The organism is Variovorax sp. MPBD4-3, assembly GCF_058809745.1.
In genome coordinates this window covers 23,932-38,819 of the sequence record NZ_JBXASW010000042.1, presented here as the reverse complement: position 1 = coordinate 38,819, position 14,888 = coordinate 23,932, and the positions used below count along the sequence as shown (strand labels likewise).

Genomic DNA, 14,888 nt, shown 5'->3' with positions numbered 1-14,888 from the left:
TGACCGGTTGGCCGATGCTGGCTATCGGTCGGCCTTCAGAGGCTCGATGCGATCGAGCATGCCGTGCCTCGCGAGCTGGTCGACATTGCGCAGCACGCCCGGCACGCAAAGCAGACCAGCAGCGGCGCTTCCATCTCAGGCCTCCGTCGCTTCCGATTCGAGCTCCGCGGCGGGCCACTGGCCGAGCACCTCGTGCACGCCCTGCCCTACATGGCTGTCGATCAGCGCGAGCTTGCCGGCGCGCCAGCGCACCGGTTGCTCGATCGCGTGCTTCTCGAGCTTGCGCCTCGCGTACACCAGCGTCATGTGCGGCGTGAAGGCGCGCTTGGGCTTGAAGCCCGCGTCGGCCAGCGCTTCGCCCAGCCGCTGCCTGAAGGCCATGAGCGCTTCGGCGCCCGCGTCGTCGCCATACAGCACGAGTGCCTGGCTCTTCGCATAGCTCATGGCTTCGTCGAAGACGACATCGAAGGCGGGCGCAGGCAGCGTCGCTGCGGCGGCCAGGGCCTGCTCGACCTTGTCGCGCGGCACCGCTGCGTAGTCGCCCAGGTCGAACAGCGTGACATGCAGGCGGTGCGCCTCGACCACCGTGCCCTTCAGTGCGTGCTGGAAATTCATGCGCTCGCCGAGCGCTGCAATCGTCGTGGCGTCCTGCGCGCCGGGAAGCAATGAGAAGAAGAGCGAATGCGGCATCGGCTCGGCGCGTTGCGCCTTGCTGCGGGGGCGCGGCAAGGGCCGCGGCGGAGGATCGATGCCGGGAAGAAGAAGCTGTTGAGACATGCCTCGATCATCGCCCATCGACCCGGCGCCTTCAGGTGCTCTTCAGCAGGCGCCAAGCTCGTCTTCAGGCTGGAATTCCAGAATCGCCGAGCGCTGATGGCATGGCTTCAAGCCACCAACAGTCTCAATGATCCCAACGACTCCAACCAGGAATTTCATCTTGACGAAAACGCAAGCCTGCACCGCCCTCGCCGCACTTCTGCTCGGCACCGCATCCATGGGCGTCTGCGCCGCCGGCCCGGCGCAGGACACCGGTCTCTACGTGGGCGGCTCCGTCGGCCGTTCGAGCTACAGCCTCTCTTCTTCCAACACCGTGCCCACCCCGTGGGGCGGCCAGAAAGCCAGCAAGGCCGGCACGGCCTACAAGCTGTACGGCGGCTATCGCCTGACGGAAAACTTCGGCGTGGAAGTCGGCTACGCGCGGCTTGGCCGCGTGAGCCAGTGGACGGCGGCGGGCCTGGGCTACTCCAGCCTGCAAAGCGGCACCGGCCAGGCCTTCTACGCGGCCGCCACGGCACGCCTGCCACTGGGCGATGCCTTCGCGCTCAACGGCCGCCTGGGTGTTTCGCGCGGCCGCATCTCCGGCGGCGACAACAACAATACCGTCAACTGGTGGCAACCCGGCGGCCAGCGCTTCTCGGGCAGCTCGACCGGCCTCATGGCCGGCTTCGGCGCCGAATACCGCATGACGCAGAACCTCGCGATCACAGCCGACTACGACTACTTCGGCAAGCTGTCGAAGCAGGCCAAGGGGGGCATGCTGTCGGTGGGGTTGAAGGCGAGCTTCTAGGCGCTGGCGTAGCGACCGCGACTGGTGCGCTCACGCCAGTCGCGGTAGTCGGCGCGGAACCTGTCAGGGCTTCACGAACCTGTAGGCGAAGCGATCGGTCTCGCCCTTGATCGAGGGATCGAACACCTTGATCGAGTGCGTGTCTTTCTTTTCCGCGAGCAAGGTGCTTTCCTCGTCCAGGACGAAGCCGGCCGCCTCCACCTCGTTGCGAACGGATACGGGCTCGATGCGATGCAGCGACTGAGCGTCGTTCGTGCCTGCACCGCCGGCGGCGGCGTGGTCGACAACGACGTAGAACCCGCCGGGCTTCAGCCGTTCGAATACAGCTTGATTGAAAAGGGCCGCCGTCGCCCCCCGGGCCTGGGCCAGGGACGTGTGGAGGTCGTGATAGAACAGGTGCAGCCACACGACATCCGCTGGCTGCGTGGCCTCCGGCAGCGCCACGAGCTCCGCGGAGACGACTTCGACGTTCTCCCGGCCCGGCTCCTTCGCAAGCGCTCGCATGCGGCCGACCGGATCGTTGCTGAAGTGGGCGACCTCGGCCGGCACGAAGCTGTAGACCCGCCCTTCGGGTCCCACGGTGTCGGAGAAGAGGCGGGTCCAGCCGCCGTCGCCTGGATAAACGTCAATGACGGTGGAACCCGCATCTACGCGTGCGAACCGGATCAACTCGGATAGCTTGGATTGGTCGTACATAGGGAGCTCCGTTAGGGTGGTCGAAGAGTGCGCGGCGTGCGGCGAATGGCGAGCGGTACGCCGGCCCGATCAGTAGAACTTGGCCCTGACCAGCAGCACTGCTCGGACCGATCGGCCATGCGCCGCAGCGGAGTCATCGCGTCGTAGGCCTACAAGGGAGTGCCGCCGCGTGTCGACTACGCGCTGACCCCACTCGGTCGCAGTCTGGCCGACGCGGTCGTGGCGCTGTGCACTTGGGGGAACCGGGAACGCGGCAGAACCGGCAAGCATCTTCGCCGAGCGAGTTACCTTGTCCTGACAGCCTCCAAGCCAAACGACTCTTGACCGGAAGATACGGTTAACCGAACTGGCCGTCTGTGCGGCAGCGAACGCGTCACGTCGCATGAATCCGTCGGTGCGCGAATGCGCAACCGACAATGGCGTCCTCCCGAAACGGGTGCAGAAAGGTCAAAAATCAGGCACGTCGTGGTCGCGTCCGCACATTGAGTGCGTCAACTACGCATCAAGGGGAGCCGATAGCCTCGACAGGGCTGCCACACGACAGACATCCAGAATTTCATCGGCGAGAGGCGAGTCGTCAGGACACGCCCGCGACAGCATCAACGCGCCAATCGCCTGCGCGAACACTTCGATGCGCCTGGCGCGCTGGGCTCCTGCCCGTTTGCCGTCCTCCGGCGCACCGAGCGGGTCGGCCAGGGTCGCCAGCAGGCCTTCAACGCCGGCCTCGAAAGTCGTCTTGATCGACGCCGGCTGACGCGCAGCGTCTCCGCATAGCGCGGCCATCGTGCAACCTTCACCACGAGCGTCACGATGCTCTCGGGACAGGTATTGCTTGACGACCGCTGTCGCATCGGCCCCTTCGGCTTTGGCAGCCGACTGCGCAAAACCACAGGTCGCCGCCTCCGCCAGCAGGTCTGCCTTGGAGCCGAAGTGCTTGTAGAACCCTCCGTGGGTGAAGCCTGCGACCGCCATCAAGTCCACGATCCCTACCCCGTCGTAGCCACGCTCGCGAAACAGGGTGGAGGCCGTTTCGACGATGTGCGCCCGGTTCGCCTGCGCCTGCGCTTTGGTGACCTTCATGTCCAGGATCCTTCTAGATGTGCCATTGGTGAAGCCTTGAATATACATTGATGTTACCTATCATCAAAATCCTTGACAACAAAGATGATGATCGACATCATTGAGCCAACTTGCCTTGGAAGGCTTCCGGATATGAGCGGCACCCACCTGATCAACGACGACACAGCAACCCAACATGACTGACAACACGCTTTTCGAGTTCTACACCCTTGGCTCACTCAAACTTTCCAACCGCATCGTGATGGCGCCGCTGACGCGCAATCGTGCCGGTGCGGGCCTGGTACCCAGCGAGCATGCCGCCACCTACTACAGCCAGCGCGCCTCGGCCGGCCTGTTGATTACGGAAGCCACGCAGATCTCGGCACAGGCTCAGGGCTACCAGGACACCCCGGGCCTCTACACGCAGCCGCAGATCGACGGCTGGCGCAAGGTGACCGATGCCGTTCATGCCAAGGGCGGGCGGATCTTCGTCCAGTTGTGGCACGTCGGACGCATCTCGCACGTCGATCTGCAGCCCGGTGGCGCTCTACCGGTTGCACCTTCGGCCATACGCGCCGCGACCAAGACCTTTGTCAACAATGGTTTTCACGACGTCTCCGAGCCACGTGCTCTGACCTTGGATGAGCTTCCGGGCATCGTCGAAGATTTCCGCAAGGCTGCGGCCAACGCGATCGCCGCGGGCTTCGATGGCGTCGAGATCCACGGTGCCAACGGCTATCTGCTCGAACAGTTCATCAAGGACGGCGCCAACGCACGCACGGACGCGTACGGCGGCTCCATCGAGAACCGTGCCCGCCTCTTGCTGGAAGTCACCGCCGCAGTGGCCAAGGAAATCGGTGCGGACCGCACTGCCGTGCGTCTGTCTCCCGTCTCGCCGGCCAACGGCATTTCCTGCAGCGATCCGCAACCGCAGTACGAATACATCTCCGAACAGCTCAGCGCATTGGGCATCGTTTATCTGCACGTGGTGGAAGGCGCCACCGGCGGTCCGCGCGATGTCGCACCGTTCGACTTCGATGCTTTGCGCAGCCGCTTCAAAAACACTTACCTGGCCAACAACGGGTATGACCTCGAACTGGCCAACGCCCGCCTGATCGGTGGCGAGGCCGACCTGTTCGCCTTTGGACGCCCCTTCATCAGCAACCCCGACCTGGTCGAAAGACTGAAAGCCGGCGCCCCCCTCGCCGCCCTGAACCCGGCCACGCTCTATGGGGGTGGCGCGGCGGGCTACATCGACTACCCGGCGCTCGCCGGTTCCAGCGCCCAGTAGCGATCGCCCCATGCCGCACACCGCGGCATGGGCTCACCTTTCTATCAAGAGGAAAAACACATGACCACTCGTACCACTGTTCTCATCACGGGCGCCTCGACCGGCATTGGCGCCATTTATGCCGACCGCTTCGCACGCCGCGGCCGCGACCTTGTGCTGCTGGCGCGCGACCAGGCGCGGCTGGAAACGCTCGCTGCACGCCTGCGCGACGAAACCGGCACTGCCGTCGAGATCCTTGCGGCCGACCTGACCCAACCTGGCGATCTGGCCGCAGTCGAGGCGCGCCTGCGCGAGGACGCCAGGATCGACACCCTGATCAACAACGCCGGGGCCGCGCTGTCCGGTCAGTTCATCGACCAGTCGACAGACGATGTGGCCCGCCTGGTCAGCCTCAACACCACCGCACTCGTCAGGCTGGCGAGCGCCATCGCCCCGCGCCTGGCGCAGGCTGGCAAAGGCGCGATCGTCAACATCGGCTCGGTGGTCGGCCTGGCGCCCGAGTTCGGCATGTCGGTCTACGGTGCGACCAAGGCCTTCGTGCTGTTCCTGTCCCAGGGGCTGAGCCTGGAGCTCACGCCCAGGGGTGTCTACGTGCAGGCGGTGTTGCCTGCCGGAACCCGTACTGAGATCTGGGAACGCGCGGGCATCGACAGCAGTTCGATGCCCGATCTGATGGGAGTGGAAGAACTGGTAGATGCCGCGCTGGTGGGGTTCGACCGCCGCGAACTCGTGACCATCCCGCCGCTGCACGATGCCGCGCGCTGGGAGGTGCTGAACACGGCACGCCAGGCCCTGATCGGGGACATCCGGCAGGCACACGTGGCTGAGCGCTATCGAACCGTCGCCTGAAGCGGCAAAAGACTCCAGAGCGCAACGGACGGCACATGACATTCAAGGCACTGCTCGCCAGCAAGACCGGCGACACCATTTCAACCGGCCTGGTCGACTTCAAGGACGAGGAGCTGATGCCGGGCGACGTCACCGTTGCGGTCGAGTACTCGACGGTGAACTACAAGGACGCGATGGCGCTCAGTGGCCGGTCACCGGTCATTCGCCAGTTTCCGCTGATTCCTGGCATCGACTTTGCCGGTGTCGTCGAGTCGTCGGCCTATCCCGGCCTCGTCGCCGGCGACCGCGTGCTGGCGACGGGCTGGGGACTGAGCCAGACGCACCATGGTGGCTTCGCGCAAAAGGCGCGGGTGAGCGGTGATTGGCTGGTCAAGGTCCCGGAAGTCTTTTCGACCCGTGATGCCATGGCCATTGGCACCGCCGGGTTCACCGCCATGTTGTCCGTACTCGCACTGGAGCATGGCGGCCTGACACCCGAGCTTGGCGACATCCTGGTGACCGGCGCCAATGGCGGCGCCGGCTCCGTGGCCATCGCACTGCTGTCGGGCCTGGGCTACCGCGTGATCGCCTCGACCGGTCGCCTCGAGGAAGCCGCCTACCTGCGTACGCTGGGCGCGGCGGACGTCATCGACCGCCACACCCTTTCCGAAGCGGGCGCACCGATCGCCAGGGAGCGGTGGGCCGGGGCCATCGATTCGGTCGGCAGTCATACGTTGGCGAACGTCCTGGCCCAGACCCGGTATCGCGGTGTGGTCGCGGCCTTCGGCCTCGCACAGGGCGCGGACCTGCCCGCATCCGTGCTGCCGTTCATCCTGCGCAACGTCACCCTCGCCGGTATCGACTCGGTCAATGCGCCGCAGCCTATGCGGCTGCAGGCGTGGTCGCGTCTGGCCAGCGACCTGGACGTGGACAAGCTTGCACGGACCACCAAGGTGATTGGCCTGGCGGAGGTGCCTGAGGTCGCCAGCCAAGTCCTCGCAGGGAAGGTTCAGGGGCGCACCATCGTCGATGTGAACGCCTGACCGCCAACGCGATGACGATGCCCCCTACCGACAAGCACCCAGGATCGCACATGCCCTACATCGACACCCCCAACCAATCGATCGACGTCGACGGGACTGCATTCGCGTACCGTGACCTGGGGCCGCGCAGCGGCGTGCCGCTGGTTCTGCTCAATCACTGGGGCGCGGTCCTCGACAATTTCGACCCGCGTATCGTCGATGGACTTGCCCGCAGACATCGCATCATCGCCATCGACTACCGGGGGATCGGCGCTTCAGGCGGAACAGCACCCGTGACCATCGATGCGATGGCCCGGGACGCGATCTCGCTGATCCACGCACTGGGTTTCGAGAAGGTCGACCTGCTCGGCTTCTCCCTCGGAGGATTCGTGGCACAGGACATGATGCTGAAAGCTCCTGGCCTGGTGCGCCGGCTCATCCTGACCGGCACGGGGCCGGCGGGCGGCAAAGGCATCGAACGGGTCGGAGCGGTTTCTTGGCCGCTGATCGTCAAAGGCCTGTTGACGCTGCGCGATCCAAAGACCTATCTGTTCTTCACCTCCACGGCCAATGGCCGTCGAGCCGCGAAAGCCTTCCTGGCGCGACTGAAGGAGCGCAAGGCGGATCGGGACAAGGAGCCGACGCCACGAGCTTTCCTGCGGCAGCTGAAGGCCATCAGGGCCTGGGGCCGGCAGGCGCCGCAGGATCTGGGCGGCATCCGCATCCCTGTGCTGATCGCCAATGGCGACAACGACATCATGGTGCCCACCGTGAACAGCCATGACATCGCGCGTCGCATTCCCGGCTCGCAACTGGTCATCTACAAGGACGCCGGGCATGGCGGGATCTTCCAGTACCACGGCGAGTTCGTGCCCAGGGCGCTGGCCTTCCTCAATGACTGAACAATAAAAAACCCTGAAAAAGCCCCCATGAAAGCTTTCATCATCGACCGGTACGGAAAGAAAGAAGTCGGCCGCATTGCCGACATGCCCGACCCAGAGGTCCGGGACGATGACGTCCTGATCCAGATCCACGCGGCGAGCATCAATCCCCTGGACTCGAAGACCAAGAGCGGTGAATTCAAGTTGATTCTTCCCTACCGCCTCCCCCTGATCCTGGGCAACGACATGGCCGGAACGGTCGTGCGGGTCGGCGCTCGCGTTCGCAACTTCAAGCCCGGCGATGAGATCTATGCACGCCCCGACGACGATCGCATCGGCACGTTCGCCGAGTTCATTGCCGTCAAGGCGTCATCGCTGGCACTGAAGCCCGCGAATCTCAGCATGGTCGAGGCCGCATCCGTTCCTCTGGCGGCCCTGACGGCCTGGCAGGTGCTGGTCGAAACCGCCAAGCTGAAAAGGGGGCAGAAGGTTCTGATCCATGCCGGCTCCGGCGGCGTCGGCACCATCGCCATCCAGCTGGCCAAGCATCTCGGGGCGTTCGTGGCCACGACCACCAGTACGGCCAACATCGCCTGGGTGAAGGACTTGGGAGCGGACGTCGTCATCGACTACAAACAGCAGGACTTCGCCGCGGTGCTTCGCGACTACGACGTGGTGCTGAACAGCCTCGGAAACAGCGAGCTGAACAAATCCCTCCAGGCGCTCAAGCCGGGCGGGCATCTCATCTCCATCTCCGGGCCGCCGACCCCGGCGTTCGCCGCCGCGCGAGGACTGGCCTGGCCGCTCCGACTGGCGCTGCGCCTGTTGAGTTTCAGCATCAGGAACAAGGCAAAGAAGATCGGGGGCCAATACACCTTCGTCTTCATGCGGGCCGATGGGGCGCAGTTGCGCGAGATCACGGCCCTCATCGAGTCAGGCGCCATCCGCCCGGTCGTCGACAAGGTATTCCCATTTCAGGACACCCACAAAGCTTTGGCCTACGTCGACAGTGGGCGCGCCAAGGGCAAGGTCGTGGTGCAAATGCTGTAGCTGACGCGCATGCGGCACGACACGGAGAACGACAGGAGTACCCACACAACCATCAACATCGGCAAGCGCGCTGGTAACCGGCGCATCCAGCGGCATTGGCGCGGCCATCGCGCGTGAGCTCGCGGCGCTCGGCTCGGCAAGCCCGATGCCGCGGGCGCGCTTTGGGACGCCGGGCTCGCCGGCGGCCCGATCGACATCCTGATCGACAACGCCGGGTTCGGCTATTTCCGCCGGTTCGACGAGGTCGACTGGGCGCGCGACGCGGAACTCATCCAACTCAACATGACCTCGCTGGTCGCGCCGGTGACCTACATCTGCCCTGGCGGCACCGATACCGCGTTCCACGCTGCGTCCGGCGGGGGCGACTACTCGTGGATCGCGAACGCGTCGACGAAAAGCGCGGAGTTCGTGGCGCACGCCGCGATCCGCGCGATGCTGCGCGGCAAGCGCACGGTGGTGCCCGGGCTGTTCAACAAGCTGTCGTGCTTCGGCGTGCGTTTCTTGACGCGGCGGTTCGCGTCGCGTGTGGCGACTCAAGTGCTCGGCAAGCCGCGGTTGGCACTGCCGGCGCGACAAGGGACTTGAGACCGCGGGCAACCATTGCAGACAACTGCAGCGGCGCCCTCACTCCCACTCGATCGTCGCCGGCGGCTTGCTCGAAACGTCGTAAGTCACCCGGTTGATCCCGCGCACTTCATTGATGATGCGCCCCGACACCTTCTTCAGCAGCGCATACGGCAGCTCCGCCCAGTCCGCCGTCATGAAGTCGCTGGTCTGCACCGCGCGCAGCGCGACCACGTAGTCGTAGGTGCGGCCGTCGCCCATCACGCCCACGCTCTTCACCGGCAGGAACACGGTGAAGGCCTGGCTCGTGAGGTCGTACCAGGTCTTGCCGGTTTCGGCGTCGGTGAAGTTGCGCAGTTCCTCGATGAAGATCGCGTCGGCGCGGCGCAGCAGGTCGGCGTATTCCTTCTTCACTTCGCCGAGGATGCGCACGCCCAGGCCGGGGCCCGGGAACGGATGGCGATACACCATCTCGGGCGGCAGGCCGAGCGCCACACCCAGCTCGCGCACTTCGTCCTTGAACAGGTCGCGCAGCGGCTCCAGCAGCTTCAGGCCGAGCTGCTCGGGCAGGCCGCCCACGTTGTGGTGGCTCTTGATGGTGACGGCCTTCTTGCTCTTGGCGCCGCCCGACTCGATGACGTCGGGGTAGATGGTGCCTTGCGCCAGGAAGGTCGCGCCCTTGTGGCCCCCGTCGCCAGCCTTCAGCTTCGCAGCCTCCTGCTTGAACACGGTGACGAATTCGCCGCCGATGATCTTGCGCTTGGCTTCGGGGTCGCTCACGCCGGCGAGCTTGCCGAGGAACAGCTCGCTGGCGTCCACGCGGATCACTTTCGCGTGCAGCTTGCCTTCGAACATTTCCATGACCATGTCGCCTTCGTTCAGGCGCAGCAGGCCGTGGTCGACGAACACGCAGGTCAGCTGGTCGCCGATGGCGCGGTGGATGAGCGCGGCAGCCACGCTCGAATCGACACCACCCGACAGGCCGAGGATGACTTCTTCGTCGCCCACCTGCTCGCGGATTTTCTGCACGGCTTCCGCGATGTGGTCGCGCATGACCCAGTCTGGCTTGGCGTCGCAGATGCCGAGCACGAAGCGCTCGATGATCGCCTTGCCCTGCACGGTGTGCGTCACTTCGGGGTGGAACTGCAGCGCGTAGTAGCGGCGCGCCTCGTCGGCCATGCCGGCGATGGGGCAGCTTTCGGTGCTGGCCATGAGCTTGAAGCCCGGCGGCAGTTCGGTGACCTTGTCGCCGTGGCTCATCCACACGTTGAGCATGCCGTGGCCTTCGGGCGTGGTGAAGTCGGCGATGTCCTCCAGCAACGCGGTGTGGCCGTGGGCGCGCACGGCCGCGAAGCCGAATTCGCGCTTGTGGCCGCCCTCGACCTTGCCGCCGAGCTGGTGCGCCATGGTCTGCATGCCGTAGCAGATGCCGAGCACAGGCACGCCGAGGTCGAACACGGCTTGCGGGGCCTTGTCGGTGGTTTCCTCGTACACGCTGGCGTGGCTGCCAGAGAGGATCACGCCCTTGAGGTGGCCGTCGGCGGCGTATTCGCGCACCCATTCGTCGGTGACGTCGCAGGGATGCACTTCGCTCAGCACGTGGGCTTCGCGCACGCGGCGTGCGATCAGCTGGGTGACTTGCGAGCCGAAATCGAGGATGAGGATCTTGTCGTGTTGCATGGCGAAGGACTCAGAGCGTTGAAATGTCGAACAGCCGGATGCCCGCTTGCGGCGCGGCCTGGATGAGGCGCTCGTCGAAGGTCGCGAGCGGAAGATTGAGCGATTTTGCAAGCCAGAGATAGCCCGCGTCGTACTGGGACACGCCCGCGTCGATGGCCACGGCGAGCACGGCCTTGTGCTGCGCCGGCGCCAGCTCGTGCAGCTCGACGCGGTGACGGATGGCGTCGAGCACGCTCCACAGCCCTTCGACCGCCGACGACGGAATGCGGCCGCTTCGCACGCCATTGGCCAGGATGTTGGCGCACTCCCATTGCCACACGTTGGGCGCCTGCGGCTCGACCTCGTCGCGGCGAATGGCGCCGTAGAGCTTGCGGGTGTGTTCGGTGGCGTGGTCGGGCAGCAGCCAGGCTGCGGTGACCGAGGCGTCCATGACGAAGGCTGTCATGGCTGGCGCCCTTCGGCGCGCAAGGCGCTCGGCGAGAGGCCGGGCTGGATGGTGGCGTGCAGCGCGTCGATCTGGCCGAGCTCGCGCTGGATCTGCTCGTCGGTGATGACCGGCTTGCGGCGCACCGGCAGCATGCGCACGACTTCCTTGCCGTGGCGGGTGATGCGAACCTCCTCGCCCTTTTCGACCGAGTCGATCAGGGCCGAGAAGTTGTTCTTGGCTTCGGCGATACCGATGGATTGCATTTGGGCCAGAAAATTTGAATCTGGCCCAAATTCTAAACCCGATCTGGCCTGACTCTCAAGATCTGGCCAGATTGGGCTTACTCAGCGCGGTAGTTCGGCGCTTCCTTGGTGATCTGCACGTCGTGGACGTGGCTCTCGCGGATGCCGGCCGTGGTGATCTCGACGAACTCGGCCTTGTTCTGCATGTCCTCGATGGTCGCGCAGCCGCAGTAGCCCATGCTGGCACGCACGCCGCCGGCCATCTGGTAGACGATGGAGACGATCGAGCCCTTGTAGGGCACGCGACCTTCGATGCCCTCGGGCACCAGCTTGTCGGTGTTGGGGTTGCCGGTGGTCGATTCCTGGAAGTACCGGTCGGCACTGCCCTGCTGCATCGCGCCGATGGAGCCCATGCCGCGGTAGCTCTTGTAGCTGCGGCCCTGGTACAGCACGATTTCGCCCGGCGCCTCTTCGGTGCCGGCGAACATGCTGCCCATCATCACGGTGCTGGCGCCGGCCGCGATAGCCTTGGCGATGTCGCCCGAGTAGCGCACGCCGCCGTCGGAGATCAGCGGAATGCCCGTGCCCTGCAGCGCGGTGGCCACGCTGTCGACCGCCATGATCTGCGGCACGCCCACGCCGGCCACGATGCGGGTGGTGCAGATGGAGCCGGGGCCGATGCCGACCTTGACCGCGTCGGCGCCGACGTCGGCCAGCGCGCGCGCGGCGTCGCCGGTGGCGATGTTGCCGCCGATGACATCGACCTGCGGGTAGTTCTTCTTGACCCAGCGCACGCGCTCGATCACGCCGGCGCTGTGGCCGTGGGCGGTGTCGACCACGATGGCGTCGACGCCGGCCTTCACCAGCGCCTCGACGCGCTCCTCGGTGCCGTCGCCCACGCCGACCGCAGCGCCCACGCGCAGGCGGCCGTTGGCATCGCGCGCGGCGTTGGGGAAGCTGGTCTGCTTGGTGATGTCCTTGACGGTGATCAGGCCCTTGAGCTCCCAGTCGCCGTTGATGACGAGCAGGCGCTCGAGCTTGTACTTGTTGAGCAGCGCCTTGGCTTCGGCCAGCGTGGTGCCGTCAGGCACGGTGATGAGCTTCTCGCGCCGCGTCATGATTTCGCTGACGGGCACGTCGTAGCGGTTCTCGAAGCGCAGGTCGCGTCCCGTGACGATGCCGACCACCTTGCCGGCGTCGACCACCGGGAAGCCCGAGATGCCGAGCTGCTCGGACAGCGCCATCACCTGGCGCACCGAGTGCGTGGGGGTGATCACGACCGGGTCGCGCAGCACGCCCGATTCGTATCGCTTCACGCGGGCCACTTCCGCGGCCTGCTGCTGCGCCGTGAGGTTCTTGTGCACGATCCCCATGCCGCCCTCCTGCGCGATGGCGATCGCAAGGCGGGCTTCCGTCACGGTGTCCATGGCCGCCGAGACGAGCGGCAGGTTCAGCGTGATGTTGCGGGAGAGTTTGGTGGCGAGGGAGGTGTCCTTGGGCAGGACCTGGGAGAACGCTGGCACCAACAACACGTCGTCGAAGGTGAGCGCTTTGCCGAGAAGGCGCATGGGTGAAGCTCCAAAAGACGGATTGTAACGAGGGCCCCGAGGGGTTTGCTGGCGCAGGCCATTAACGAACGTTGCAAAACCACCCAATGAGGATGTTGCAAAAAGTAAGGCAAGGCTAAACTTCGGGGATGAAATTCGTGCACTGGCTGCTATTGGGATGTGTCGTTGCGATGCCGCTGTCTGCGAGCGCGCAGTGGCTATGGATCGACAAGAACGGCAAGAAGGTCTTCAGCGACCAGGCCCCGCCGCCGGACGTGCCAGAGAAGAACATCCTGCGCCGCGTCGGCCCGGCGCCGGGGGCGCGCTCCACGGCGAACCCGAACGTAGACGCCGCGCCGGCCGAAGGCGCGGCCGACGCCGCTGCAGCCGCTCCCGCAAAGGCCGCGGCCGCCCCCAAGCCGACCGGCGTCGACAAGGAGCTCGAGGAAAAGACCAGGAAGGCCGAGGCCGACGCAAAGACCAAGCAGGCCGCGGACGCCGCCAAGGTGGCCCAGGCCAAGGCCGAGAACTGCACCCGCGCCCGTCAGGCCAAGGCCACGGTCGACAGCGGCATGCGCATTGCGCGGGTCAACGCGCAGGGCGAGCGCGAAATCATGGATGACACAGCACGCGCTGCCGAGCAGAAGCGCGTGCAATCGGTGATCGACGCCGACTGCAAGTAAGGCGCCGGCACCGCCGGCTTCAGTAGCCGGCCTTGCCGCCCTTGCGGCGGTTCGCAAAAAGGCCGGTGCCCTTCGCGCCCTGTCGCTGGAAGCGCTCCCGCCGCGCCACCTTGGGGTCGACCGCCAGGGGCCTGCACAGCTCGATGCGGTCGCCTTCCTTCAGCGGCTGCTCCCACTCGACCACCCTGCCCCAGATGCCCGGCGTCATTGCGTGGCGCCAGTCCAGTTCGGGAAAGCGCGCGGAAAGGCCGCTCGCCTTCACCGCTTCGGCCAGCGTGGCACCAGGCGCGAGCTGCAGCACCTGCTCGAACACCTCGCGCGCAGCGGGTGAACAGCTCAGCGTGACCTCGATCATCAGGGGCTGCCGTAGACCTGCTCGGCGCGCTTGACGAAGGCCTCCACCAGGCTCGATGCGATGGTGTCGAACACCGGCCCCACCAGCGCCTGCAGGGCGAAGTTGCTGAAGCCGTAGCTCAGGTGCAGCTCGACACGGCAGGCGCGCTCGCCCTCTTCGCCCACGGGCACGAATTTCCACTTGCCGTCGAGGTTGGAGAAAGGCCCGTCGACCAGCTTGAGCTGGACTTCGCGCCCCGGCACATGCGTGTTGCGGGTGGTGAAACTCTGGTGCAGTCCGGCAAAGGCAAGGCCGACTTCGGCGGTCATGCCGGCCTCGTCCTGCTCGATGACTCGCGATTTGTCGCACCAGGGAAGAAATTGCGGATACTTGGCCACATCGGTGACGAGCGCATACATCTCTTCGGCGCTGTACCAGATGAGGACGGACTTGTTGACTGTTTTCATAGAATCGGCACAGCGTGCGCGATGGATTGTATTGAAGCCATGCAGCCCCAACATTCCCGAGTCATGGCCACAAAGAAACAAGATACCTCTTCCCGAATCGCCGACAACAAGAAGGCCGCGTACAACTATTTCTTCGAAGAGCGCTTCGAGGCCGGCATGGTCCTCGAAGGCTGGGAAGTCAAATCGCTGCGCGAAGGCAAGGTGCAGCTCACCGACGGCTACGTCGTGATCCGCAACGGCGAGCTGTTCGTCGTCGGCTGCCAGATCAACCCGCTCAAGAGCGCGTCGACCCACGTCAACCCCGATTCGGTCCGCACCAAGAAGCTGCTGCTGAAGAAGGACGAGATCCGCCGCCTGATCGGCAAGGTCGAGCAAAAGGGCTACACGCTGGTGCCGCTCAACCTGCACTGGAAGGCCGGCAAGGTGAAATGCGAAATAGCGCTGGCCAAGGGCAAGGCCGAGCACGACAAGCGCGACACCATCAAGGACCGCGAAGGCAAGCGCGAAGTGGAGCGCGCCATGAAGAGCCGCAACCGCTGAAACTTTTTTT

General features: G+C 65.3%; 18 protein-coding genes and 1 pseudogene. 10 read left to right on the top strand and 9 right to left on the bottom strand.

Annotated features, from left to right (window positions below):
* Nucleotides 1–135: 135 nt before the first annotated feature.
* Nucleotides 136–777, bottom strand: a complete 642-nt coding sequence (locus tag AC1RVW_RS21695) for a 2'-5' RNA ligase family protein (protein ID WP_493202428.1) — start codon at nt 775–777, stop codon at nt 136–138.
* Between the two features lie 160 nt (nt 778–937).
* Here AC1RVW_RS21695 and AC1RVW_RS21690 point away from each other — a divergent pair, with 160 nt between their 5' ends.
* The gene (locus AC1RVW_RS21690) at nt 938–1,567 is read left to right on the top strand and encodes an outer membrane beta-barrel protein (RefSeq protein ID WP_493202426.1); all 630 of its coding nucleotides are present in this window, start codon (nt 938–940) and stop codon (nt 1,565–1,567) included.
* A gap of 63 nt (nt 1,568–1,630) precedes the next feature.
* On the opposite strand, the gene AC1RVW_RS21685 is transcribed toward AC1RVW_RS21690, so the two are convergent.
* Nucleotides 1,631–2,263, bottom strand: coding sequence for a class I SAM-dependent methyltransferase (locus tag AC1RVW_RS21685; protein ID WP_493202424.1), 633 nt, complete (start codon nt 2,261–2,263; stop codon nt 1,631–1,633).
* 150 nt (nt 2,264–2,413) lie between these two features.
* Between AC1RVW_RS21685 and AC1RVW_RS21680 the strand changes: the two are divergent.
* Nucleotides 2,414–2,561: pseudogene (locus tag AC1RVW_RS21680) on the top strand (winged helix-turn-helix transcriptional regulator); the annotation flags it as partial.
* 197 nt (nt 2,562–2,758) lie between these two features.
* Here AC1RVW_RS21680 and AC1RVW_RS21675 read toward each other — a convergent pair.
* Nucleotides 2,759–3,343 carry a TetR/AcrR family transcriptional regulator gene (locus AC1RVW_RS21675; RefSeq protein ID WP_493202422.1) on the bottom strand — a complete coding sequence of 195 codons (585 nt, stop codon included), beginning with the start codon at nt 3,341–3,343 and terminating at the stop codon, nt 2,759–2,761.
* 175 nt (nt 3,344–3,518) lie between these two features.
* On the opposite strand from AC1RVW_RS21675, the gene AC1RVW_RS21670 reads away from it, so the two are divergent.
* From AC1RVW_RS21670 to AC1RVW_RS21645, 6 genes are all read left to right on the top strand, one after another.
* Nucleotides 3,519–4,613, top strand: a complete 1,095-nt coding sequence (locus AC1RVW_RS21670) for an alkene reductase (protein WP_493202420.1) — start codon at nt 3,519–3,521, stop codon at nt 4,611–4,613.
* A gap of 60 nt (nt 4,614–4,673) precedes the next feature.
* Nucleotides 4,674–5,462 (top strand): SDR family NAD(P)-dependent oxidoreductase, encoded by a 789-nt coding sequence (locus tag AC1RVW_RS21665; RefSeq protein WP_493202418.1) that lies wholly within the window; start codon nt 4,674–4,676, stop codon nt 5,460–5,462.
* Between the two features lie 35 nt (nt 5,463–5,497).
* Nucleotides 5,498–6,484, top strand: a complete 987-nt coding sequence (gene acuI / locus AC1RVW_RS21660; protein ID WP_493202416.1) for an acrylyl-CoA reductase (NADPH) — start codon at nt 5,498–5,500, stop codon at nt 6,482–6,484.
* Nucleotides 6,485–6,534: 50 nt separating this feature from the next.
* The gene (locus tag AC1RVW_RS21655; RefSeq protein ID WP_493202414.1) at nt 6,535–7,365 is read left to right on the top strand and encodes an alpha/beta fold hydrolase; all 831 of its coding nucleotides are present in this window, start codon (nt 6,535–6,537) and stop codon (nt 7,363–7,365) included.
* A gap of 27 nt (nt 7,366–7,392) precedes the next feature.
* On the top strand, nt 7,393–8,394 hold the full coding sequence (locus AC1RVW_RS21650; protein ID WP_493202412.1) for an NADP-dependent oxidoreductase: 1,002 nt from the start codon (nt 7,393–7,395) through the stop codon (nt 8,392–8,394).
* Between the two features lie 282 nt (nt 8,395–8,676).
* Complete coding sequence (locus tag AC1RVW_RS21645) at nt 8,677–8,979, top strand: hypothetical protein (RefSeq protein WP_493202410.1); 303 nt, start codon at nt 8,677–8,679, stop codon at nt 8,977–8,979.
* Between the two features lie 39 nt (nt 8,980–9,018).
* Here AC1RVW_RS21645 and guaA read toward each other — a convergent pair whose 3' ends face one another.
* The 4 genes from guaA to guaB all read right to left on the bottom strand — a co-directional run bounded on the left by guaA (nt 9,019) and on the right by guaB (nt 12,875).
* Nucleotides 9,019–10,638 carry a glutamine-hydrolyzing GMP synthase gene (gene guaA, locus AC1RVW_RS21640; RefSeq protein WP_493202408.1) on the bottom strand — a complete coding sequence of 540 codons (1,620 nt, stop codon included), beginning with the start codon at nt 10,636–10,638 and terminating at the stop codon, nt 9,019–9,021.
* Nucleotides 10,639–10,648: 10 nt separating this feature from the next.
* The gene (locus tag AC1RVW_RS21635; protein WP_493202406.1) at nt 10,649–11,083 is read right to left on the bottom strand and encodes a type II toxin-antitoxin system VapC family toxin; all 435 of its coding nucleotides are present in this window, start codon (nt 11,081–11,083) and stop codon (nt 10,649–10,651) included.
* On the bottom strand, nt 11,080–11,328 hold the full coding sequence (locus AC1RVW_RS21630; RefSeq protein WP_493202404.1) for a type II toxin-antitoxin system Phd/YefM family antitoxin: 249 nt from the start codon (nt 11,326–11,328) through the stop codon (nt 11,080–11,082). The genes AC1RVW_RS21635 and AC1RVW_RS21630 overlap by 4 nt, the downstream gene beginning before the upstream one ends.
* Before the next feature lie 77 nt (nt 11,329–11,405).
* Complete coding sequence (gene guaB / locus AC1RVW_RS21625; RefSeq protein WP_081270564.1) at nt 11,406–12,875, bottom strand: IMP dehydrogenase; 1,470 nt, start codon at nt 12,873–12,875, stop codon at nt 11,406–11,408.
* Nucleotides 12,876–13,003: 128 nt separating this feature from the next.
* Here guaB and AC1RVW_RS21620 point away from each other — a divergent pair, with 128 nt between their 5' ends.
* A complete protein-coding gene (locus AC1RVW_RS21620; protein WP_493202401.1) occupies nt 13,004–13,537 on the top strand; it encodes a DUF4124 domain-containing protein in 534 nt (177 codons plus the stop codon).
* Between the two features lie 19 nt (nt 13,538–13,556).
* Here AC1RVW_RS21620 and AC1RVW_RS21615 read toward each other — a convergent pair whose 3' ends face one another.
* Nucleotides 13,557–13,892: an RnfH family protein gene (locus tag AC1RVW_RS21615; protein ID WP_285410292.1), complete on the bottom strand. Its 336-nt coding sequence runs from the start codon at nt 13,890–13,892 to the stop codon at nt 13,557–13,559.
* Entirely contained in the window at nt 13,892–14,338 is a 447-nt protein-coding gene (locus tag AC1RVW_RS21610) for a type II toxin-antitoxin system RatA family toxin (protein WP_081270561.1), read from the bottom strand. The genes AC1RVW_RS21615 and AC1RVW_RS21610 overlap by 1 nt, the downstream gene beginning before the upstream one ends.
* Before the next feature lie 63 nt (nt 14,339–14,401).
* Here AC1RVW_RS21610 and smpB point away from each other — a divergent pair, with 63 nt between their 5' ends.
* A complete protein-coding gene (gene smpB / locus AC1RVW_RS21605) occupies nt 14,402–14,878 on the top strand; it encodes an SsrA-binding protein SmpB (protein ID WP_081270560.1) in 477 nt (158 codons plus the stop codon).
* Nucleotides 14,879–14,888: the final 10 nt, after the last annotated feature.